Raw genomic sequence first — 21,298 nt, forward strand, 5'->3', positions numbered from 1 at the left:
CGCTCAATCGACCAGCGGCCGCGTCGATTCCCTGACCAGCAGCGTGGGCGGCGAAACCAGCACCTCCGCCGGTCCGGTGATCGCGCCGCTGATGCGTCCGAACAGACGCTGCGCAGCGTGGCGCGCCATATCCGCGATCGGCTGAGCCATCACGGTCATTTTCGGCGAAAACGCCGTCGCCCAGACGAAATCGTCGATGCCAGCGACCGAGATGTCGTTCGGGCAGCGGAAACCCTTGTCGAGCAGCGCCTTCATCACGCCGATCGTCGTGTGATAGCTCGTCGACATGATGGCCGTAGGGCGTCGCCTCAGGGCCAGAAGCCCGGCGGTCGCATGATAGTCCGGCTCCGGCTGGAAACCACCGTGGGCGATATAGGCCGGCTCCACATCGATGTCATGATCCGCCAGAGCCTGCAGATAGCCCTCGAGGCGCTGCTTGGCGATCGAGATCCCCGGCGGCCCGATTACGATGCCGATCCGCCTGTGGCCGCTGCGGACGAAATAGTCGACGAGGCCATGGCTGGCGGCCCGGTTGTCGAGCACCACGGCATCGAAATCGAGGCCGGGCAAGGTCCGGTCGATCAGCACGATGGGAACGGAAACGGCGCGATTGAGCTCGCCGATATAATCCCCGTCGCCGACGCCCGGAACGAGGATGACCCCGTCGACGCGCTGCGTCCGCATCAGGCGAAGGTCGCGCAGTTCCTTGGTCGGATTGTCCATCGTGTTGCAGAGCAGCAGCGAGTAGCCGGCCGCATCGCAGGCAATCTCGATCGCGCCGGCGATCGCCGCGAAATGCGGATTGGTAATGTCCGGCAGGATCAGCCCGATCGTGCGGGTTCGGCCCATCTTGAGACTGCGGGCAACGGCATCCGGCACATAGCCCAGTTCATCGATCGCCAGCAGCACCTTGGCTCGCAAAGCCGGGCTCACAGGGGCCGTGTTGTTGATGACGGTGGAAACCGAGCCGATCGATACTCCGGCGTGGCGGGCGACATCGCGCAGTGTCGTCAATTGTCGGGCGATCCTTGTCAGGCGAAAAGAGCCATGCTAGCGTCTCTGAAACGTTTCGGAGCAACTTTAGCATAGCAAGACACTGAAATTCCACGAGCGCAATGGGACGTGCAATTTTCAGTGGGCTTGTCAGCGGGGTTTTCTCTGAAAGGTTTCAGGATTGGCATGACCGGCAAAGAAGCGGCAGCCTAACGGAGGAAGACGCCTTGACCAAATTCGACCGTCCCGCGGGCTCGCCCCGCTCATCCCTGCTGATGCCGACCCGCCGCTCGCTCCTCGCCGGCGGCGCGGTGCTGGCCGGAAGCGCTGTCTTGTCGGCGCCTTATGTGTCGCGTGCCTATGCGGCCGAGACGCTCAAATTCTGGCAGTTCTATGCGCCCGGCGGTGAAGTGAAGCCGCAGGTCGACTGGTTCACGGCCATGGTGGACAGCTGGAATGCGCAGAACGAGACCAAGGTCGAGCTCGTCTATGTTCCCAATTCGGAATATATGAGCGGCTCCAAGCTCTCGACCGCCTTCGCCTCGGGCCAGGGCCCGGACATTTTCGTCATCTCGCCCGGCGATTTCCTTCGCTACTACAATGGCGGCGTCCTGCTGGACCTGACGCCGTTCATTACGCCTGAGGCGCAGGCCGACTTCCCGGAAGGCGTCATCGCCAGCCGCAAGGTCGACGGCAAGATCTACGGCGTTCCGATGGAACTGGAGCCGATGGCCTTCTACTATTCGAAGAAGGCCTTCGAAGACGCGAAGCTTGGCGAAAGCGACATCCCGAAGACCTGGGACGAACTGCTCGAGGTCGCCAAGAAGCTGACGACCGGCGATCGCTATGGCGTGCTCTTCGAGACCGGCCCCGGCTACTACCAAAACTTCACCTGGTACCCGTTCATGTGGCAGGGCGGCGGTGAATTCCAGGGCGCTGATGGCAAGAGCGCCTTCAATTCGCCCGGCGTCGTGCAGGCGTTGAAGCTCTGGCAGGATGCGATCAATTCAGGAGCCGCGCCGCGCCAGCTGCTCGGCGGCGGCGGCGGCGACATCGCCGCCAATCTCGGCTCCGGCTATTGCGCCATGCAGAATGTCGGCATCTGGGGCATCTCGGCGATGGACAACAACGCCAAAGACGTCCCCTACGGCATCTTCAAGCTGCCTGTTCCGGCCGGCGGCAAATATGTCACCGTCGGCGGCGGCTGGGCCTTCGTCGCCAATGCCAAGGGCGCGAATACTGAAATGTCCGGCAAATTCGTCGCCTGGGCGCTCGCCTCGATGGACAAGGACTCCATCCAGCGAGAAGTGGACTGGTGCACGGTCGCGAAATCCGACATGCCGACCCGCACCAGCGCGCTGAAGCTCGGCGGCGATGCGTTCCAAAAGGGCAATCTCGGCATCTTCAGCCGCGACATCCTGCCGGGAACGCGCGGCGAGCCGCGCCTGCCGCCCGAAGTCTACAAGATCATCTCGGACGCGATCCAGCAGACGCAGCTCGGCGGTGCCGATCCCCAGGCGACGGCAGCCGCAGCCTCGCAGCAACTCGACGCCTTCCTCGCCACCTACAAGGGTGCGCCGATGCTGTGATCCGGACGCAGCCCGGGCTCCCTGTTCCGGGCAGCGCCTGCCTCGCCGGTTTCCCTCCGGCCGGCGAGGCCCCTTTTCTCACATGCCGGAAGAGCCATGTCGGTCGACACCAGCAGCATGACGGTTACCGCTGTGCGGAACCGCCCGCGCCGCCGAAGCTATGACGCCCAGACGCGCGAATGGATCGCCGCGTATCTGTTCATCCTGCCCGATACGCTGGGCCTTCTGGTCTTCGTCGGCCTCCCGATGCTGTTCGCGCTGATCATCGGCGTGTTCGACGTCAACGGCTTCGGCAGTTTCGCCTTTGTCGGCCTTGCCAACTACCGGCGGATGGCCGCCGACCCCCTGTTCTGGCACTGCCTTCGCGTGACGGCCATCTATGTCGTCCTGCTGGTCCCGTCGCTCTATGTCACCGGGCTCGGCCTTGCCCTGCTCGTCCAGCGCACCAACCGCTTCAATGCCGTCATGCGCTCGATGTTCTTCGCGCCACAAATGGTCAGCCTCGTCGTCATCGCCGTGATCTGGCAGTTCCTGAGCGCCGACAAGATCGGACTTTTTGCGCGCATCTTCTCGTTCTTCGGCATCGGCGGGGTTTCGCTGCTCGGGAATCCAAGCCTTGCCCTCATCACCACCGTCTTTGTCACGGTCTGGTTCCTGATGGGCTTCTACATGATGATCTTTCTTGGCGGCCTGCAGGATATCCCCCGGCAATATTATGAGGCCGCGACCATCGATGGAGCCTCGCCGCGCCAGCAATTCTGGCACATCACCATGCCGCTGCTGCGGCCGACCAGCTTCTTCGTGCTGCTGGTATCGCTCGTCGCCGCAGTCGCGGGCTCCCAGGCCTTCGATCTCATCTATGTCATGACGCGCGGCGGACCGGCCAACGCGACCTCGGTGATGATCACCTACATCTACCAGCAGGCCTTCCAGTACAGTGCCTTCGGCTATGCCGCAGCGATGTCGTCGATCCTTGTCGTGGTCCTCATGCTGCTGACGGGCGTGCTGTTCTTCATGACGCGCGGGGGACGCTTCGACTATGAGTAGCGCCGCTTTCCTCGCCCCCCGCCAGGTCACCATCGTTCGCGGCGTCTGGATGGCGGTGACTCTGGTCCTCGCCCTGATGACCATCTTTCCGCTGGTCTACATGGTCTCGATCGCCTTCAAGGGGCAGACCGAGGTTTTCAGTCCCAACCTCATTCCCAAGGCCCCGACCTTTGGCAACGTCATCTATGTCCTGACCGAGGTGCCGTTCCTGCGCTACCTGGCCAACACCTTCGTCGTGTCGATCGTGGTGACCGTGCTGGCGCTCTGGTTCCACACCATGGCCGGCTATGCGCTGGCCCGGCTGCGCTTCCCCGGGCGTGAAACGATCTTCCTCGCGATCTTCTCGACCTTCCTGGTCTCCCTGCCCGTGATCATCGTGCCGTTGTTCATCCTGGTGCGGTGGATGGGCATGCTGAACACCTATGCCGGCCTGATCGTGCCGGCGATCTTCAACGCCTTCGGCATCTTCCTGCTGCGGCAATATTATCTTTCGCTGCCGCGCGAACTGGAGGAGGCGGCCCGGATCGATGGCGCCGGTTATTGGCGGATCTACTGGAGCGTCATCCTGCCGCTCAGCCGGCCGATCGTCGCCTCGCTGGCGATCCTGTTCTTCCTCGCCAACTGGAACTCGTTCCTCTGGCCGCTCACCGTGGCGTCCGACAGCAATCTCTGGGTCGTGCAGGTCGGCATCGCCAATTTCAAGAGCCAGTATTCGGCTTCCTGGAACTACATCATGGCGGCCTCGACCATCGTCGCGGCGCCGATGCTGGTGATCTTCGTCATCTTCCAGCGCCAGATCATGGAATCGATCAAGACCAGCGGCCTCAAATAACGCCGCCGACGGTTCAATCAACTAGAACAGATGGAAACGACACGATGGCAGGCTTTTCCGGTCTCGGCATGCATATGGGCAATCTTGCGCGGCTGTCGAATGCGGTGACGCGCTCGATCAGCCCGGAGAATTTCGACGGTGCCAAGGGAAAAGGCGGCATGGCGACCGAGGGCACCGGGGCGAGCTGCGCCCGCGGCCTCGGCGCCGACGGCTCGGGCCGCGGCTGGAAGGTCTCCCCCTCGATCCGCATGGAGGCGGGCGAGATCAGGACGATCGCCGAGATCGAGGGTTCCGGTGCCATTCAGCAAATCTGGATCACCCCGGCCAATGTGCGCTGGCGCGACCTGATCCTGCGCATCTATTGGGATGGGCAGGAAAATCCCTCGGTGGAGGCCCCGCTCGGCGACTTCTTCTGCTCGGGCTGGAACCAGTATGCGCAGGTGTCCTCGCTTGCCGTCTGCGTCAATCCTGGCCGCGCCTTCAATTGCTACTGGGAGATGCCGTTTCGTCGTCACTGCCGCATCACGCTTGAAAACCGCGACCCAGACGACTTTGCCATCGTCTATTACCAGGTGAACTACACGCTCACCGAAGTGCCCGAGGACGTCGCCTATTTCCATGCACAGTTCCGTCGCACCAATCCCCTGCCCTTCATGGACGACTACACGATCCTCGATGGCGTACAGGGGCGCGGGCAATATGTCGGCACCTACATGGCCTGGGGCACCAACAATTCAGGCTGGTGGGGCGAAGGCGAGATCAAGTTCTTCATGGACGGCGACCGCGACTATCCGACCATCTGCGGCACCGGTACCGAGGACTATTTCTGCGGCGCCTATAATTTCGACGGCGGCGTCATCGACCCGACCATGGTCAGTGCCTATCGCGAATATACGACGGCCTATGCCGGCCTGCCGCAGGTACTGCGCCCGGACGGCGTCTACCGCTCGCAGCAGCGCTTCGGCATGTATCGCTGGCACATCACGGACCCGATCCGCTTCAATTCGGATCTGCGGATCACGATCCAGGCTCTCGGTTGGCGCACCGAAAAGAAGGACCGCCGCTATCTGCCGCTGCAGGACGACATCGCCTCTGTCGCCTTCTGGTACCAGACGCTGCCGCATGCGCCCTTCCCCGCTCTGGCGCATCGCGATTATCTCGAAGTGATCTGACCACAAGCCCCGGCGAGGCGCGGCCGTTCGGCGGCGCCTCGCTTGCTGGCCCGACATCCCCGAGCCTTGGTGCCGCATCCTTAGGCACAGACGCGACCTGAGGCCCAAACCGCGTAATTTGCAGCCATAGCGCTGCCTTCCTGTGCAAGTCGGCGCCACATGGCCCCCCGCGGTCCGCGAGAGTTGCGAGATCGAACATCCCGGCATCTGCGCAATCATTCACGGCAGACCAAACCGGCTTCGGCGGCACACCGCCTGCACGCCGAAACCGTGATCGGCGCAATACGGACGGCATACAGTTGGCACGCAGCTTGCGTATGAATGGGCGAGCTTAGCGGCTAGGGATCCGGCACCGTCATCGGTGCGCAGGACCGAGAGCTGCAGTCGGGGCGGGAGAAATCCGCACCGATGCACGGCGGGATAAAAACCCGGGAGATCTCACAGGATGGGGAAGGCCAGACGGCCGGACCCAGATGGGATCGAGGGTGACGCCATGCTGTCATTTTCATTATCGACGCCAGAAAACCGGTGTTTGGCCCACGCGCCATTCGGCTGGATAGCGACGGTCGCCGCCGGCCGGCGGCTGGCGACATTTGCCCTCTCCCGCAACCGATCCGTTTGAAGGAGGCACGCGCATGTCCCAATCGATCATGACTGAGCCGGCACTGCCGCCGACGGAGCCATCGACGCTTCGGCCCAAATTGCGGCTCGATGGCCTGACGCATGAGTTCCGCACCGGCGGTGCGCCACCCGTCAAGGCGATCGAGGGGATCTCGCTCGATGTCGCGCCCGGCGCCTTCGTCAGCCTCATCGGCCAGTCCGGCTGCGGCAAGTCCACGCTCTTCAATATCATGGCCGGCCTTCTGCAGCCGAGCGCCGGCCGTGTCGTGCTCGATGGCGAAGACATCACCGGCCGCGCCGGTCTCGTCTCCTACATGCTGCAGAAGGATCTGCTGCTTCCCTGGCGGACGATCCTCGACAATGTGATCTTCGGCCTCGAGATCCAGGGCGTCGATCGCCGCGAAGCGCGCGCCGTCGCCGAGCCGCTGATGGATCGCTACGGCCTCGGACGGTTCAAGACACATTATCCGGCGAGCCTGTCCGGCGGCATGCGCCAGCGCGCAGCGCTGCTCCGCACGCTTCTCTGCAACAACGACGTCATCCTGCTCGACGAGCCCTTCGCCGCGCTCGACGCGCAGACGCGCTTCCGCATGCAGGAATGGCTGCTGACGCTCTGGAAGGACTTCGGCCGCACGGTGCTTTTCGTCACGCACGATGTCGACGAGGCGATCTTCCTCTCCGACGAAATCTGCGTGCTCTCGCCACGGCCCGGCCGCATCGCAGATCGTTTCGACGTGTCGCTGCCGCGCCCGCGTGGCCGGAACGTCGTCACCGCCCCTGAATTCATCCGCGCCAAGGAACGCTGTCTCGACCTGCTCTTCTCCGGCGGTCAGCCCGCCGACAGCGAAGCCGCATGAGCGCGACCCATGACCGAAAGGCTCATCCGATGACCGACAACGTCTTGAGCGACATGCCCGCCGCAGCGCAGGCGACGAGTTCGCCGGCCGCGCATCTGAAGCGCCCGCTTCGCCGCAAGGGCGTCGTCATCGCCCATGAGAAGTCCTGGAAGCGCAGCTCGATCTGGACGCTGCAGGTCGGGATCTTCGTCGCCCTGATCGGCGGCTGGGAACTCGCGACCCGGCTCGGGCTGATCGATCCGTTCTTCTGGTCCTCGCCCTCGCGCATCTACAACGCGTTCATCATCGTGATCGGCGAAGGCACGCTGTTCCAGGATACCTGGTTCACCTTCAAGGCGACGATCATCGGCTTCCTGCTCGGCTCGGCGATCGGCGCCGCGATTGGGCTTAGCCTTTGGTGGTCAATCAACGCCGCAGCCGTCGTGCAGCCCTATATCGTCGTCTTCAACGCCGTACCGAAGATCGCGCTCGGACCGCTGATCATCCTGATCTTCGGCATCGGCATCTCGTCGAAGATCGCCCTCGCCGTCGCCTTCACCGCCGTGATCACGGCGCTCGCGGCCTATGCCGGCGTCCGGGCCGTCGACGACGACCTCGTCAAGCTGACGCTGTCGCTTGGCGGGCGCCGGCGCGACGTCTTCCTGAAGATCGTCGTGCCCTCGGCCATGCCGTGGATCACCTCTTCGCTGCACATCAATATCGGTCTGGCTCTCGCCGGTGCGATCGCAGGTGAATTCATCTCGTCCCAGTACGGCCTCGGCAAGATCATCATGTATGCGGGCTCGACCTACGACATGGCTCTGATCTGGGTCGGCATCATTATTCTCGCTCTTCTGGCGATCGTTCTCTACGGCGCCGTCAATTGGCTCGAACACAAGTTCACGAGGGGACAGAACGTCAAGACGATCTAGTACGAGCAACCGATAGACATAACACCACCATCACAAAGACAGGGAACAGCAGCATGGTTCAGTTCAATCGTCGTCAGATACTGGGCGGAGCCGCGGGGCTCGGCGTCGCCAGCCTCGTGGGGGGCATCGGGTCCGCCCGCGCGGATCTCCGCAAGTTCATCGTCACCGAGCCCGGCCATTCGGCCGATTCGCTCCCCTTCTATGTCGGCATCCGCAAGGGCTACTTCAAAGAAGCCGGCCTCGACGTCCAGATCGTGACGTCGGAAGGTGGCGGCAAGGCAATGGCAGCGGTGCAGTCCGGCAATGCCGATGCCTATATCGGCGGCCCGGAGCACATCGCCTTCGCCAATGTGAAGGGCGGCAAGCCGATCCGCGCCATCATCGCGCTGTCAAACCGTGCCAACTCCTTCGTCAGCGCCCGCACAGGCGTGACGATCGATCCGGCCAAGAGCTTCGCCGAGAACATCAAGGGCAAGAAGATCGCCGTCGGCACGCGCGGCTCGACCGACAACTCGATCCTGCTCTATCTCGCCAAGCGCGACGGTCTCGATCCGCGCGCCGATTTCGTGATGCTTGAGATCGCGACCGATGCCGGCCGCGTCGCCGCGATGAAGAATGGCGAGGCGGACCTCGCCATGGTCTACGAGCCGTTCATCGCGCAGGGCGTCAAGGCCGGCATCTGGCAGGAGCCCTTCGCCTCGATGCCGAAGGAACTCGGCCTCTTCGCCTGGACGACCGTCAACCTGCCGGAAGCGACGATCAAGGCTGACCCCGAACTCGCCAAGGCGGTCGTCGCCGCGACCAAGAAGTCGCTCGACCTCGTCTTCACCAACGAAGCCGAAATGCGCGCCATCGCGGCCGAGGAGTTCCCGACGCTGCCGAAGGACGACCTTGACGCCATCCTGACGCGCGCCCGCAACAACGACATGTGGCAGCAGGACGGCTCGATGCCGCCGGAGGCCTGGGAAAAGACCAAGAGCATCATCACCATCTCCGGCGTGCTCAAGGAAGACGTCCCCTACAAGGACGTCTTCGATCCCGAATTCCTCTGAACGGAATGCCTTGGATCAGGCGACGCCTGACGACATGATGGCCCGGGCCGGATTCGCAACGCGGATCCGGCCCGGGCAGACTTCAGAATCCCTAAGGACAGAAACGATCATGGCCGTCACCAGACCGAGCCTCAAGCTCACCCATGCCGCCGCGCTGACGGCTCTGCAAGCCGCTGTCGCAAAGGCGGAAGCAATCGGCTGGCAGGTCAATATCGTCATCGTTGATGAGAGCGGCGTCCTTCTGGCCGCCATCCGCATGGACGGTGCCAAGTTCCTCTCGCTCACCACCGCCACCAACAAGGCAAAGAGCGCCGCCTCGCATCGTCGCCCGACTACCGAGATCGGCGGCGATCTGGCGATGAGCCTGGCGCTCGCCTCGGACGGACAGCTCACCAATATGGCCGGCGGTCTGCCGATCGTCATCGACGGCATCTGCGTCGGCGGCATTGGCATCGGCTCGGCGCCTGATGACGAGGACATTGCCATTGCCCGTGCCGGACTTGCCGCCATCGGCGCCGCCGAGCGCATGCCGGACTGACCGGCCGTCCACATCAACGTTTCAAGTCCATTCTCAGGAGCCAACCTTGCCGCGCAAGCTGATCCTCGACGTCGATACCGGCACGGATGATGCCGTCGCCATCATGCTGGCCGCGCTGCATCCCGCGCTCGATCTCCTGGCCGTCACCACGGTGAACGGCAATGTCGAGATCGGCTATTGCACGGACAATTCGCTGCGGACGCTCGATTTCATCGGCCGCAGCGACATCCCCGTCTATGAGGGCTGCCCGAAGCCGATCCTCCGCGCGGATTTCCCGGTCCCGCGGGCGGTCAAGAAGGACGGCGGCATGCATGTGAACACGCTGCCGGTACCGGAGCCGACAAGCCGCAAGGCTGACAAGAACGCCGTCGAATTCCTGATCGAAACCTTCCGCGCCGCCACCGAGGAGATCGCACTCGTTCCGGTCGGCCCGCTGACCAATATCGCGGCGGCGATCACCGCCGATCCGAACTTCGCCCGCAATGTGCCCGAGCTCGTGATCATGGGCGGCGCGCACTACACGGGCAATGTAACGCCGTCCGCCGAATTCAATATCTGGGCCGATCCCGAAGCTGCAGCCATCGTCTTCGAGGCACCCTTCGCGCGCCGCGTCTTGGTGCCCCTCGACGCCACGTTCCAGGCACTCGTCTCGGGTGCCGATTGCGGCGCGCTGGAGGCGCTTGGAACCAATGCGGGCATCGCCGCCTCCCGCTTCATCAGCCAGCGCATCAAGGGCTATGATTCGACCCAGCCGATGAAGACGCTCGGGTCGGCACCGGTGCATGATGCGGTCTGCGTCGCCTATCTGGCGGAGCCGGACATCATCGAGACGCGGCACATTCACGTCGCCGTCGAGACGGCGGGCATCCACACGGTCGGCCGCACCGTCTTCGACGTCAACAAACGCGGCGATAACGAGGCCAATACCCACGTCGCATTCGGCGCCAACGGCCCGCGCTTCATCGCGCTGCTGAAGGAGATCTTCGGGGGCGCCGCCGCATGACCGACGCGGCGACAGAGATCCGCAAGCTCTATATCTTGCTGGCCGGCTACGAGATCATCCGGAAGTCGGGCTGCATCCGCGGTGAGCAGCCCTACGTCATCCTCGCGGTGCCGATCTGCTGTTATCTCATGGAGACGGCGCGCGGCTATGTGATGTTCGATACCGGCCTCGAGAGCGCGGGGCTTGCCGATCCGGTCGCGGCCGCTGCGCGCTACGTCAACGCCACTTTTCCGAGCCCGCCCGTCGTCTTGCCGGAGCATGAGGTGCTGACGCAGCTTGCCGGGCTCGGTGTCGACCCGGCCGACGTGACCGAGATCGTGCTCAGCCACGCCCATGGCGACCATACCGGGCACCTTCGCGACTTTCCGAACGCCCGCGTGACGATCCAGAAGCTGGAGCATGCGGCGGCGATGGCCGATACCGGACGCATGAACTATGCGGACTATGCCGATCCCGCCATTCGCTGGAACATCGTCGACGGCGACGCGACGCTCATGCCCGGTCTTGACCTTGTGCTGACACGCGGCCACCAGCCGGGCCATCAGTCGGCGGTCGTCCGCCTGCCGCAGGACGGGGTGAAGATCCTGGTCGGCGATGTCGTCGACCTCCTCGAGAATTTCGACCGCGAGGTTCTCGGCTCCAGCATGGACGATCCGGCGGCCCTCGCCAGCATCCGCCGCCTCAAAGCCATCGCGGCGGAGACCGGTGGCGAACTGGTCCCGCTGCATGATCCTGGCTTCGTGCAGCGCGCGCGCCTCGCGCCGCTCTTCTATCACTGACGAAAGAACTTGAGGACAGAGCCATGAAGACGGAACGCGACTTCGTGAAGACGGGCGCCTCCACGGCGGTCGGTGCCGAAGGCATGGTGGCGACCTCGCATCCGGCCGCGACGCTGGCAGCGATCGAGATTCTTCGCGCCGGCGGCAATGCCGTCGACGCCGCGCTTGCAGCCGTCGCCGTCCAATGCGTCGTCGACCCGCTGATGACCGGCATCGGCGGTGATTGCTTCGCGCTCTATTCCGCCAAGGGCGGTCTGCCGATCGCCCTCAACGGGTCGGGCCGCGCTGCAAAGGCCGCCGATCCCGCTTGGTTCAAGGCGCAGGGCATCACGGAAATCGGCGATCGCTCCGTCCATGCCGTCACGGTGCCCGGCGCCGTCGATGCCTGGTGCCGCCTGTCGGAGGACTACGGATCGCTGCCGCTCGCGACCGTTCTCAAGGCGGCCATCGCCGCAGCCGACAACGGCTACCGCGTGACGCCGCGCGTTGCGCATGACTGGGCAGCCAATGTTGGCCGCCTTTCTCATGACGCGGCAGCGATGCAGCGCTTCCTCGTCGAAGGCCGCGCCCCCCGGGCCGGCGAGCGGATGGAGAATCCCGCCCTCGCTGCCTCGCTGCGGGCGATCGGCGCAGAAGGCCGCGCCGCCTTCTATGAGGGGGCGGTCGCCGAGGAGATCGTCGCCCTGCTCGCGGCACGTGGCGGTCTTCTGACGATGGAGGATTTTGCCGCGCAAACGTCCAACTATCTCTCGCCGATCAGCGCCTCTTACCGGGGCTATCGGCTGCATGAGTGTCCGCCGAACGGCCAGGGCATCACAGCGCTCATCATCCTGAGGATTCTCGAAGGCTTTGACCTGTCGGATGTGGCACTCGACGAGGCCGGCCGCGTGCATCTCTTTGCTGAGGCGACAAAGGCAGCCTATCGCCTGCGCGACGCCATGATCGGCGACCCCGACGTCACTCCCGTCGATGTCGAAGCACTCCTGTCCGAGGCGACCATCGCACCGCTCCGCGCGGCGATCCGGGCCGATCGTGCCAGCACACCCCTGCCGCCGACTGACGAGACGCCGCACAAGGACACGGTCTATCTCACGGTCGTCGACCGCGATCGCAATGCGATTTCGCTGATCAACTCGATCTTCTGGGCTTTCGGCAGCGGCCATTATGCCCCGCAGTCCGGCGTCGTGCTGCAGAACCGCGGCGCCAGCTTCCGCGTGACCGAAGGCCACCCGAACACCATCGGCCCGCGCAAGCGGCCGATGCACACCATCATCCCGGGCATGCTGACGCGGGATGATCGCCTGGTGATGTCGTTCGGCGTCATGGGCGGCCAGTACCAGGCGGCCGGTCACGCACATTTCGTCTCGGAAGTGGTCGATCGCGGCAAGGCCCTGCAGGCCGCGTCCGATGCACCGCGAAGCTTCGCCTTCGATGGTGTCCTCAGCCTGGAAAGCACCTTCGATCCAGCCGTGGCGGAGACGCTCGCCGGCTATGGCCACACGGTCGATGTCAGCGATGCCCCGATCGGCGGATGCCAGGCGATTGCCGTTGACGATGAAACAGGCGCGCTTTTCGGCGCCACGGATCATCGCAAGGACGGCATCGCGCTCGGTTATTGACGCGGCGGAATCGCCAGCAGGGGCGGCGCTGCCGCGTCGCACCATGATGAGACGCGCCGCTGCTGCAATGCATCATGCGCAGGCCTGCCATGCGTTTTTTAGCGCTGCTCAACTTAGTTCGCCAAGCGTACATTCGAAATCAAGAAAGGTCGTTCGGCGGATGAGCCGGGCGGCAGTCACCCGATCCGGAAGGATATCGAGATGAACCTCGTGAACGGCTTCAAGAGCTGGCGCAAGTATCGCGAGACCCGCAACGAGCTGTCGCGGCTGACCAAGCGCGAACTCGCGGACCTCGGCATCGACCGCGCCGACATCAACCAGGTTGCCCGTCAGGCAGTCGGTTACTGATTTCAAGAGATTCGCCAGGACGAACCTCCTCCCTCGTCCTCGCGATCCGGCGGCCAGCGAACCTCCTCCCTCGCTTCGCCGCCCTCCATGAGAACGCCCGCCGATCTCCTCCCCGGCGGGCGTTTTTCATTTTCGGCTTTGCCAGGGCCTAGGCTCTCCCTCGCCGACGATGCGTCCGGCCTGAGGCCAAACTGCCAATCCGCCGCTATCGCCTGTCTCACAGAAAATCGTCGCGCCGCGGCGTGAAACTGTCGATGAGTCGGCCAGCCGTCAGCGCCTTGACCCCATGCGTGACGCCGGACGGCACGATATAAGCGCCACCAGCGCCGATCGTTTCGGTCGCCCCGCCGATCGTCACCTCGAATTCTCCTTCCGCGACATAGCTGCTCTGGACATGCGGATGTGCATGCAGGGCGCCGATCCCGCCAGCCTCGAAGCTGAACTCGACGAGCATCAGTTCCGGCAGGCTGAGGATGACCCGGCGTGTGCTGGTCCCAAGCGGAATTGCGCTGCCCTCCCCGGGCTGCGCGAACAGTTTTTCATCTGCCATCGTGGAGACCTCTTGCAGGTGTTGCTTCGACGTTTGGCTCAAGGATGGTCGATTTCGCCAAGCTCGGAAAGCTTGACCATCCTTCCGGTCGTGGCGCTTTGCAGGGCAGCAAGACCGGTCATCACCGACATCGCACCGGCCCGGCTGTCGGCGCGCTGACCGAGCGGATCGGCCCCATCGCGGAAGATCATCGAGCGCATCAGATCATCGCCACCGAAATGGCCGCCGCCGGCATGCGGCACCTTGATCCGTTCAACGCCGCCATCGAACGATCGGACGAGCAGGATTTCGTCATGGTCGGGCGTCGGCCATGGCTGCTTCTCGAACTGGCGCAGCTCGATGCGGCCGCGCGTGCCGTTGAACGCGATGGCATGCCCCTCGATCGGCATGAAGGCGTTGAGCGAATAGGACGCCGTGACGGCATTCTGATAGCGGATCGTCGCCGACATCGTATCGAAGATGTCGATATCCTCACGATAGACGCAGCCGTCCCGCACATAACCGTCGATTTCGGACGGGTCTTCATAAAGCTGGTCCAGGAATTCGTCCGCGCTCATATCGAAGAAATAGTCGCACTCTTCAGCGTGGCTGCAATCGCGGCAACGCGGACCGCGGAAAGGCCCGTTGCGCCCATATTGGCGCAGTTCGCCAAACGCTGCGACGTCGACCGGATCGGCGCCGATATACCAGTTGAGCAGATCGAAGTGATGCGTCGCCTTGTGAACGAACAGGCTACCGGAATTTTTGACATAAGCATGCCAGCGGCGGAAGTAATCCGCGCCGTGCTGGTTGTTCAGATACCAGTGAAAGTCGACCGAGGTCAGCGTGCCGATTTCGCCCGCCATGAGCAGCGATTTCAGCTTGGCTGCAGTTGGGGCGTAGCGATAATTGAAGGAGACATCGATCCGCCGGCCGGTGCGCCGCTCGGCGTCGCGGATGCGGCGGATCTTGTCCATCGACGTCGTCATTGGTTTTTCTGTAATCACGTCGGCCCCGGCTTCAAGCGCGGCCACGATGACGTCGTCATGGTTGGAATCGCGGGTACAGACAATCACCAGTTCGGGCCGCGCTGCGGCAAGGGTTTCCTCGATCGAGGTGTAGATCGGTGCGTTCGACTTGATCATCGCGCGCGCGCGTTCGGCCCGTAGCGGATTGGTGTCGCAGATCGCCACAAGGTCGACCTCCTGCCGCCAGCCCGCGAGCAAATCCCTACCCCACATCGTCGTGCCGCGATTGCCCGTTCCGACCAGTGCATAGCGCTGGCGTTCATGCCCGTTCATGTCCGTCCCTGGCTCTGGAGATTGGCGTGACGCTCGATGCAGGTCGCCAGCACGGTCTCGCCCGGCTGCCGCCACCAGTTGTCGCGCGAAAAGATTTCGACCTCCTCGGGGCCGGTATAGCCGGCCGCCTCGATCATCTGCCTGATACCGGCAAGATCGATCACCCCGTCGCCCATCATGCCCCGGTCGAGCAGCAGGTCACGCGTCGGCACCAGCCAATCGCAGATGTGATGCGCGAGGATGCAGTTCATGCGGCCGGCCCGAGCGATTGCAGTAGGAAGCTTCGGATCCCACCAGACATGATAGACGTCGATCGCAACGCCGACGCCCTCGCCAAAGTACGCGCAGAGATCAAGCGCCTGGTCGAGCGTGTTCACGCACGCGCGGTCGGCGGCATACATCGGATGCAGGGGCTCGATCGCTAGCGGCATGCCGATGCTGCGCGCATGCGGCAGCATCGCGGCTATGCCGTTCTCGACCATGGTCCGGGCAGCGGACAGGTCGCGGCTGGAGCCCGGCAGGCCCCCGACGACCAGGACAAGGCAATCGGCGCCAAGCGCCGCCGCCTCATCGATGGCCCGCCGGTTGTCGTCGATCGCCGCCTGGCGGCCCGATTCCGTTTCGGCCGGAAACATGCCGCCGCGGCAGAGCCCGGTGACCCGCAACCCCTCCGATCGAACGATCCGCGCCGCCTCGGCAAGCCCGACCGCTGCCACCTGATCGCGCCAAGGCGCGATCGCCGAGATCCCGCGCTGCAGGCAGCCGTCGGCAGCTTCGGCAAAACCCCAGCTGCCCCGCGTCGTCGCCAGATTGATCGCCAGTTCGCCTGCCATCCTACGCGTCGTCAGATGTCGAGCGGGGGAACGTCGAGCCAGCGCCGCTCGCGCCATGATTTCAGACCGAGTGTCGCAAGCTGGACGCCTTTGGCGCCCTCCTCCAGCCCGTAGGGCCAAGGTCCATCCTCTGCGACATGGCGAAGGAACATCGCCCACTGCGCCTTGAAGCCGTTCTCCGTCGGCATATTGTCCGGCACCTCGTCCCAGCCGGCCTGGAAATCCATCAGCTGCGGCTGATCGGGATTCCACACAGGCTTCGGTGTGTTGACCCGGTGCTGGGTGAAACAGCGGTGCAGTCCCGCGACCGCGGAGCCGTGCGTGCCATCGACCTGGAAGGTGACGAGGTCATCGCGCTTGACCCGGACCGCCCAGGACGAATTGATCTGCGCGATCACCCCGCCTTCCAGCTCGAAGGTCGCATAAGCTGCGTCGTCGGCATCGGCGGCATAGGGCTCGCCGCGCTCGTCGAAGCGCTCAGGAATATGCGTCGCGCCGAGGCAGGACACGGATCTGACCGCCCCGAACAGATTGTCGAGCACATAGCGCCAGTGGCAGAGCATATCGAGGATGATGCCGCCGCCATCGGCCTTGCGATAGTTCCACGACGGACGCTGCGCGGCCTGCCAGTCGCCTTCGAACACCCAATAGCCGAATTCGCCTCGAACCGAGAGAATCCGGCCGAAAAAACCCGATCGGCGCAACATTGCGAGCTTCAGCAGACCGGGAAGGAACAGCTTGTCCTGAACGACGCCGTGCTTGATGCCGGCCGACCTCGCCTTGCGGGCCAGCGCCACGGCGATGTGCAGATCCTCGGCGACCGGCTTCTCGCAATAGACATGCTTGCCAGCATCGATCGCCCGGCCAAGCAGGCCGGCGCGCATCCGCGTCGTCCCGGCATCGAAGAAGATCGCTGCCGTGGGATCGGCGAGCACCGCGGTCATGTCGGTAGACCAGCGTTCGATCGCATGCCGCTCGGCGATCCGCCTCAGCTTGTCGCCATCGCGGCCGACCAGGATCGGCTCCGGCACGAGGCGGTCGCCATTCGAAAGCACGATGCCACCCTGATCGCGCAGGGCGAGGATGGAACGGACGAGATGCTGGTTGTAGCCCATCCGTCCGGTCGCGCCATGCATGATGACGCCTATGCGTCTGTCAGCCACCAGACAGCCTCCTTGTAACTGTTTGGTTACATAGGTAGACATGGCTAGAATCCCGAGTCAAGCTTGCTGTCTGCGCATGGGGGCGTCGGAGCGGCAACCGACCAAAAGAGCAAATGAGAGATGGACAACGACGGAGAGATCATCCCCGCCGAACCGACGGAGACGCGCCGCGCCGAAATCGGCTCGATACGGCCGCGTGATGCCGAGCGAACCAAAGCGGCGATCCTGAAGGCGGCGCGCGACGAGTTCTGCGAGCAGGGCTTCAACGGCGCGCGCGTCGACGCGATTGCCGAGCGCGCCAAGGCCAACAAGCGGATGCTCTACCACTACTATGGCAACAAGGAAGCGCTCTACAGCGCCGTCCTGCTCGACGCCTATCAGGAAATCCGGCGCGGCGAGCGCGAGCTGTCGCTGGGCGAATACGCGCCGGTCGACGCCATGGACCGGCTGGTCCGGTTCACCTTCCGCCATTTCCTCGCAAATCCGTGGTTTCCACGCCTGCTCGCGGTCGAGAACCTGCAGAACGCCCGCTTCCTGAAGCAGATCAAGGATATTCCGGCGCTGCACTCGCCGCTGGTCAGCGAGATCAGGGCGATCGTTCAGCGGGGGGTATCGAGCGGCGTGTTCCGCAAGGATGTCGATCCGATGCAGCTCTACATTTCGGTCGCCAGCCTCGGCTATTTCTACGTCTCCAACATGAAGACCCTCTCGGTGATCTTCGAGCGCGATCTCGGCCAATTCGCGCTGATCCAGGAGCGCGAAGCCCATGCCGTTCGGATGGTGCTCGATTATCTCTGCACGCGGTGATGGCACCGCAGTGCGCGCGGCGTGGCCGCCGCGACGACTTGACACCCTCCTGCGATTGACCCAAGATTGTAACCAATTGGTTATTTAGCGCCGCCAAGAGCGCAGCGACATCAACCTCGGTCGCAACCAGAACGGGAGGATTGCCACATGACGACGCTTCACCGGCGCCAGTTCCTGCTTGGGAGCGCCGCGGCGCTCGCTGCCGGCGCGATCAGCCCGGCCTTTGCGGCCGACGCCAAGCTTCGCCTGCTCTTCTGGGGCGGCAAGGCGCGCGCGGACCGGACATTTATCGCGACGGACCTGTTCTCGAAGGCCAATCCCGGCGTCACGATCGACGGCGAGTTCATGGCCTTCCAGGACTACTGGGCCAAGCTCGGCACGCAGACCGCCGGCGGCAACGCGCCCGACATCATCCAGATGGACTATCGCTACATCGTCGAATACGCGATCCGGGGCGGCATCGCCCCGCTCGACGAATTCGTCGGCGGCGCGCTGCAGCTGGATGATTTCGACAAGGATCAGCTCGACGGCGGCAAGGTCAACGGCAAGCTTTATGGCATCAGCCTCGGCGCCAATTCCGTCGCGCTTATGGTCAACGAAGCCGCCTTCAAAGAGGCCGGCATCGAACTGCCTGGCCGGGAACTCAGCTATGAGGATCTGCCGGCGCTTGCCGCAAAGTTCAACGCGGCCAACAAGCGCCCCGGCATGAAGCTGTTCCAGGACGGCAGCGGCGTCGAGCCGGCGCTGGAAAACTGGCTGCGCCAGCGCGGCAAGGCGCTCTACACCGCCGACGGCAAGGCCGCCTTCGACGCGCAGGACATGACGGACTGGTTCAAGCTCTGGAGCGATCTGCGCGCGGCGGACGTTATCGTCTCGGCCGAGGACCAGGCGCTCGACGCGACCGACGCAATCGAGAACACCATGATCACGCTCGGCAAGGCGACGACGACCTTCGCCAATTCGAACCAGTTGATCGCCTTCCAGGCGGTCAACAAGGATCCGCTGACCATGACCAATTTCCCGCGTATCAAGGCGGGCAGCGGCGGCGGTCATTATCGCAAGCCCTCGATGTTCTTCTCGATCGGCGGCACCTCCGCCAACAAGGAACTGAGCGCGAAGTTCATCAACTTCTTCATCTCGGATCCCGAGGCGGCCAAGGCGCTGGGCGTCGAGCGCGGCATTCCCTGCAAAGCCTCGACGCGCGAAGTCATTGCGCCAACGCTGGATGCACAGAGCAAGATCGCGCTCGAATTCGTCTCCAATCTCGGCGACCTGCTCGGTCCGCTGCCGCCGGCCCCGCCCGCCAATGCCGGCGAAGTCTCGACGCAGCTTCGCACCACCAGCCAGGAAGTCGCCTTCGGCCAGACATCGCCCGAGGACGCCGGCCCCGCCTTCTTCGACCAGGCCAGCGCCACATTGGCCCGCGCCAAGAAGGGCTGAGGCCTTGGCCTCCGCGCCGTCACACGAGGTCGCGCAAGGCGGATCAGTCGCCGGCGCGGCCGCCCCGTCGTGGTGGGCAGCGGCGCGCAGCAAAAACGGGCCGGGCTACCTCTTCCTGCTGCCCTGGTTCATCGGCTTCTTCGGCCTGACACTCGGCCCGATCCTGATCTCGCTCTATCTGAGCTTCACGGATTTCGACCTCCTGACCGCTCCGCATTGGAACGGCGGCGCCAATTTCGTACGCATCTTCACCGCCGACGCAAAATTCATCCAGTCGATGCGTGTGACGCTCTTCTTCGTCATCGTCTCGGTGCCGCTGAAGCTGGCCTTTGCGCTCGGCGTGGCACTGCTGCTCAATCGCGGCATGCGCGGTCTGCCAATTTACCGGGCAATCTTTTATCTGCCGTCGCTGCTCGGCGCCTCGGTCGCCATCGCCGTGCTGTGGCGCCAACTGTTCGCCGGCAATGGCCTCGTCAACCAGTTCCTCCTCAATTTCGGCATTGTGGGTCCGAGTTGGATTTCCAATCCGCGCTATTCGCTCTGGACGCTGATCGCGCTCGCGGTCTGGCAGTTCGGCTCGCCAATGATCATCTTCCTGGCCGGCCTCCGGCAGATTCCGCTCGACATGTATGAGGCGGCCAGCCTCGACGGGGCCGGCAGATGGCGGATGTTCCGCAAGATCACGCTGCCGCTGCTGACGCCTGTGATCTTCTTCAACGCGATCATCCAGACCATCGAGGGCTTCAAGAGCTTCACGCCGGCCTTCATCATCTCCGGCGGCACTGGCAATCCGATCAACTCGACACTGTTCTATACGCTCTATCTTTATCAGGAGGCGTTCGGATTCTTCCGGATGGGCTATGCATCGGCTCTCGCCTGGATCCTTCTCGTCATCGTCGCGCTGTTCACCAGCTTCTCGTTCCTGACGTCGAAGTACTGGGTGCACTATGATAACTGACGTCCAGCGCCTGACCGTCGTCACCGGCGACAGTGGCGAGACGACCCGGCTCCGCAAGGGTGCGCTGTCGCTGCTGGCACATGGCCTCCTGACCCTCGCCTCGATCCTCATGCTCTATCCGTTGCTGTGGATGCTGTCGGCGTCGTTCAGGCCCGAAAACGAGATCTTCACGGCGACGAGTCTCTGGCCAAGCTCATGGAGCATCCAGTCTTATATCCGCGGCTGGACCGGCCTTCGGATCGGCTTCGACACGTTCTTCCTGAACTCGCTGATCATCGCCGTCCTCGCGATCATCGGCAATCTCGCCACCTGCTCGCTCGCCGCCTTCGCCTTTGCACGGCTCGAATTTCGCGGCCGGCGCTTCTGGTTCGCCATGATGCTCGGCACACTCATGCTGCCCTATCAGGTGACGCTGATCCCGCAATATGTGCTGTTCCATCAGCTCGGCTGGGTGAACACGTTCCTGCCACTGGTCGTGCCGAAGTTCCTCGCCGCCGACAGCTTCTTCATCTTCCTGATGGTGCAGTTTTTCCGCGGCTTGCCGAAGGAACTTGACGAGGCCGCGATGATGGATGGCTGCAGCCCCTGGCGCATCTATTGGAAGATCCTGCTGCCGCTCTCGACGCCGGTTCTCGCCACGGCGGCGATCTTCACCTTCATCTGGACATGGGACGACTTCTTTGCCCCGCTGATCTATCTGTCCGATATCCGAACCTACACCGTCCAGCTGGCGCTCCGCACCTTCGTCGACTCGAGCGCCGAAAGCGATTGGGGCGGCCTCTTCGCGATGTCGACGCTGACGCTGGTCCCGGTGTTCATCTTCTTCCTGGTCTTCCAGCGCCTTCTGATCGAGGGCATCGCGACCACCGGCATGAAGCGCTAGCCGGCTGACCCCACCAAACCCGA

21 protein-coding genes and 1 riboswitch are annotated in these 21,298 nt (G+C 63.8%); of the genes, 16 read left to right on the plus strand and 5 right to left on the minus strand.

All coding sequences use genetic code 11. From position 1 onward, the window contains the following. Positions 1 to 3: 3 nt before the first annotated feature. On the minus strand, positions 4 to 1,014 hold the full coding sequence (locus BUB39_RS18875; protein ID WP_084527664.1) for a LacI family DNA-binding transcriptional regulator: 1,011 nt from the start codon (positions 1,012 to 1,014) through the stop codon (positions 4 to 6). A 254-nt stretch (positions 1,015 to 1,268) separates the two neighbouring features. Between BUB39_RS18875 and BUB39_RS18880 the strand changes: the two genes are divergently transcribed. The 12 genes from BUB39_RS18880 to BUB39_RS18935 all read left to right on the plus strand — a co-directional run bounded on the left by BUB39_RS18880 (position 1,269) and on the right by BUB39_RS18935 (position 13,361). Further along, positions 1,269 to 2,582: an extracellular solute-binding protein gene (locus BUB39_RS18880; RefSeq protein ID WP_073056935.1), complete on the plus strand. Its 1,314-nt coding sequence runs from the start codon at positions 1,269 to 1,271 to the stop codon at positions 2,580 to 2,582. A 96-nt stretch (positions 2,583 to 2,678) separates the two neighbouring features. Next, positions 2,679 to 3,629 (plus strand): carbohydrate ABC transporter permease, encoded by a 951-nt coding sequence (locus BUB39_RS18885; RefSeq protein ID WP_084527666.1) that lies wholly within the window; start codon positions 2,679 to 2,681, stop codon positions 3,627 to 3,629. Then, complete coding sequence (locus BUB39_RS18890) at positions 3,622 to 4,461, plus strand: carbohydrate ABC transporter permease (protein ID WP_073056544.1); 840 nt, start codon at positions 3,622 to 3,624, stop codon at positions 4,459 to 4,461. The genes BUB39_RS18885 and BUB39_RS18890 overlap by 8 nt, the downstream gene beginning before the upstream one ends. A 44-nt stretch (positions 4,462 to 4,505) precedes the next feature. Beyond that, a complete protein-coding gene (locus tag BUB39_RS18895) occupies positions 4,506 to 5,633 on the plus strand; it encodes a glycoside hydrolase family 172 protein (protein WP_073056546.1) in 1,128 nt (375 codons plus the stop codon). A gap of 327 nt (positions 5,634 to 5,960) precedes the next feature. Continuing rightward, a riboswitch (guanidine-I (ykkC/yxkD leader) is annotated at positions 5,961 to 6,070 on the plus strand. Between the two features lie 198 nt (positions 6,071 to 6,268). Continuing rightward, a complete protein-coding gene (locus BUB39_RS18900) occupies positions 6,269 to 7,111 on the plus strand; it encodes an ABC transporter ATP-binding protein (protein WP_084527668.1) in 843 nt (280 codons plus the stop codon). A gap of 29 nt (positions 7,112 to 7,140) precedes the next feature. Further along, positions 7,141 to 8,022, plus strand: a complete 882-nt coding sequence (locus BUB39_RS18905; RefSeq protein WP_073056943.1) for an ABC transporter permease — start codon at positions 7,141 to 7,143, stop codon at positions 8,020 to 8,022. Between the two features lie 53 nt (positions 8,023 to 8,075). Then, the gene (locus BUB39_RS18910; RefSeq protein ID WP_073056548.1) at positions 8,076 to 9,074 is read left to right on the plus strand and encodes an ABC transporter substrate-binding protein; all 999 of its coding nucleotides are present in this window, start codon (positions 8,076 to 8,078) and stop codon (positions 9,072 to 9,074) included. Positions 9,075 to 9,183: 109 nt separating this feature from the next. Next, entirely contained in the window at positions 9,184 to 9,612 is a 429-nt protein-coding gene (locus BUB39_RS18915; RefSeq protein WP_073056551.1) for a GlcG/HbpS family heme-binding protein, read from the plus strand. A 46-nt stretch (positions 9,613 to 9,658) separates the two neighbouring features. Then, positions 9,659 to 10,615 carry a nucleoside hydrolase gene (locus tag BUB39_RS18920; RefSeq protein WP_073056553.1) on the plus strand — a complete coding sequence of 319 codons (957 nt, stop codon included), beginning with the start codon at positions 9,659 to 9,661 and terminating at the stop codon, positions 10,613 to 10,615. Further along, positions 10,612 to 11,394 (plus strand): N-acyl homoserine lactonase family protein, encoded by a 783-nt coding sequence (locus tag BUB39_RS18925; protein ID WP_073056555.1) that lies wholly within the window; start codon positions 10,612 to 10,614, stop codon positions 11,392 to 11,394. The genes BUB39_RS18920 and BUB39_RS18925 overlap by 4 nt, the downstream gene beginning before the upstream one ends. A 23-nt stretch (positions 11,395 to 11,417) precedes the next feature. Beyond that, complete coding sequence (locus tag BUB39_RS18930; protein WP_073056557.1) at positions 11,418 to 13,013, plus strand: gamma-glutamyltransferase family protein; 1,596 nt, start codon at positions 11,418 to 11,420, stop codon at positions 13,011 to 13,013. 201 nt (positions 13,014 to 13,214) lie between these two features. Continuing rightward, the gene (locus tag BUB39_RS18935; RefSeq protein ID WP_073056559.1) at positions 13,215 to 13,361 is read left to right on the plus strand and encodes a DUF1127 domain-containing protein; all 147 of its coding nucleotides are present in this window, start codon (positions 13,215 to 13,217) and stop codon (positions 13,359 to 13,361) included. Between the two features lie 217 nt (positions 13,362 to 13,578). On the opposite strand, the gene BUB39_RS18940 is transcribed toward BUB39_RS18935, so the two are convergent. The 4 genes from BUB39_RS18940 to BUB39_RS18955 are packed head-to-tail and all read right to left on the minus strand — an operon-like array spanning position 13,579 to position 17,160. Beyond that, positions 13,579 to 13,911, minus strand: coding sequence for a cupin domain-containing protein (locus tag BUB39_RS18940; RefSeq protein ID WP_073056561.1), 333 nt, complete (start codon positions 13,909 to 13,911; stop codon positions 13,579 to 13,581). 38 nt (positions 13,912 to 13,949) lie between these two features. Next, complete coding sequence (locus BUB39_RS18945; protein WP_073056577.1) at positions 13,950 to 15,191, minus strand: Gfo/Idh/MocA family protein; 1,242 nt, start codon at positions 15,189 to 15,191, stop codon at positions 13,950 to 13,952. Continuing rightward, the gene (locus BUB39_RS18950; RefSeq protein ID WP_073056578.1) at positions 15,188 to 16,024 is read right to left on the minus strand and encodes a sugar phosphate isomerase/epimerase family protein; all 837 of its coding nucleotides are present in this window, start codon (positions 16,022 to 16,024) and stop codon (positions 15,188 to 15,190) included. Before BUB39_RS18950 ends, BUB39_RS18945 begins: the two co-directional genes overlap by 4 nt. An 11-nt stretch (positions 16,025 to 16,035) precedes the next feature. After that, the gene (locus BUB39_RS18955) at positions 16,036 to 17,160 is read right to left on the minus strand and encodes a Gfo/Idh/MocA family protein (RefSeq protein WP_244540311.1); all 1,125 of its coding nucleotides are present in this window, start codon (positions 17,158 to 17,160) and stop codon (positions 16,036 to 16,038) included. 147 nt (positions 17,161 to 17,307) lie between these two features. Here BUB39_RS18955 and BUB39_RS18960 point away from each other — a divergent pair, with 147 nt between their 5' ends. The 4 genes from BUB39_RS18960 (at position 17,308) to BUB39_RS18975 (ending at position 21,275) form a co-directional block, all read left to right on the plus strand. Further along, positions 17,308 to 17,994: a TetR/AcrR family transcriptional regulator gene (locus tag BUB39_RS18960; RefSeq protein ID WP_073056580.1), complete on the plus strand. Its 687-nt coding sequence runs from the start codon at positions 17,308 to 17,310 to the stop codon at positions 17,992 to 17,994. Positions 17,995 to 18,141: 147 nt separating this feature from the next. Beyond that, positions 18,142 to 19,434 (plus strand): ABC transporter substrate-binding protein, encoded by a 1,293-nt coding sequence (locus tag BUB39_RS18965; RefSeq protein ID WP_073056583.1) that lies wholly within the window; start codon positions 18,142 to 18,144, stop codon positions 19,432 to 19,434. A gap of 115 nt (positions 19,435 to 19,549) precedes the next feature. After that, entirely contained in the window at positions 19,550 to 20,392 is an 843-nt protein-coding gene (locus BUB39_RS18970; RefSeq protein ID WP_244540312.1) for a carbohydrate ABC transporter permease, read from the plus strand. Positions 20,393 to 20,501: 109 nt separating this feature from the next. Beyond that, positions 20,502 to 21,275 carry a carbohydrate ABC transporter permease gene (locus BUB39_RS18975; protein WP_244540313.1) on the plus strand — a complete coding sequence of 258 codons (774 nt, stop codon included), beginning with the start codon at positions 20,502 to 20,504 and terminating at the stop codon, positions 21,273 to 21,275. The last annotated feature ends 23 nt before the right edge of the window (positions 21,276 to 21,298 follow it).

This window comes from Kaistia soli DSM 19436 (assembly GCF_900129325.1).
In the GTDB taxonomy this organism is placed as follows: domain Bacteria; phylum Pseudomonadota; class Alphaproteobacteria; order Rhizobiales; family Kaistiaceae; genus Kaistia; species Kaistia soli.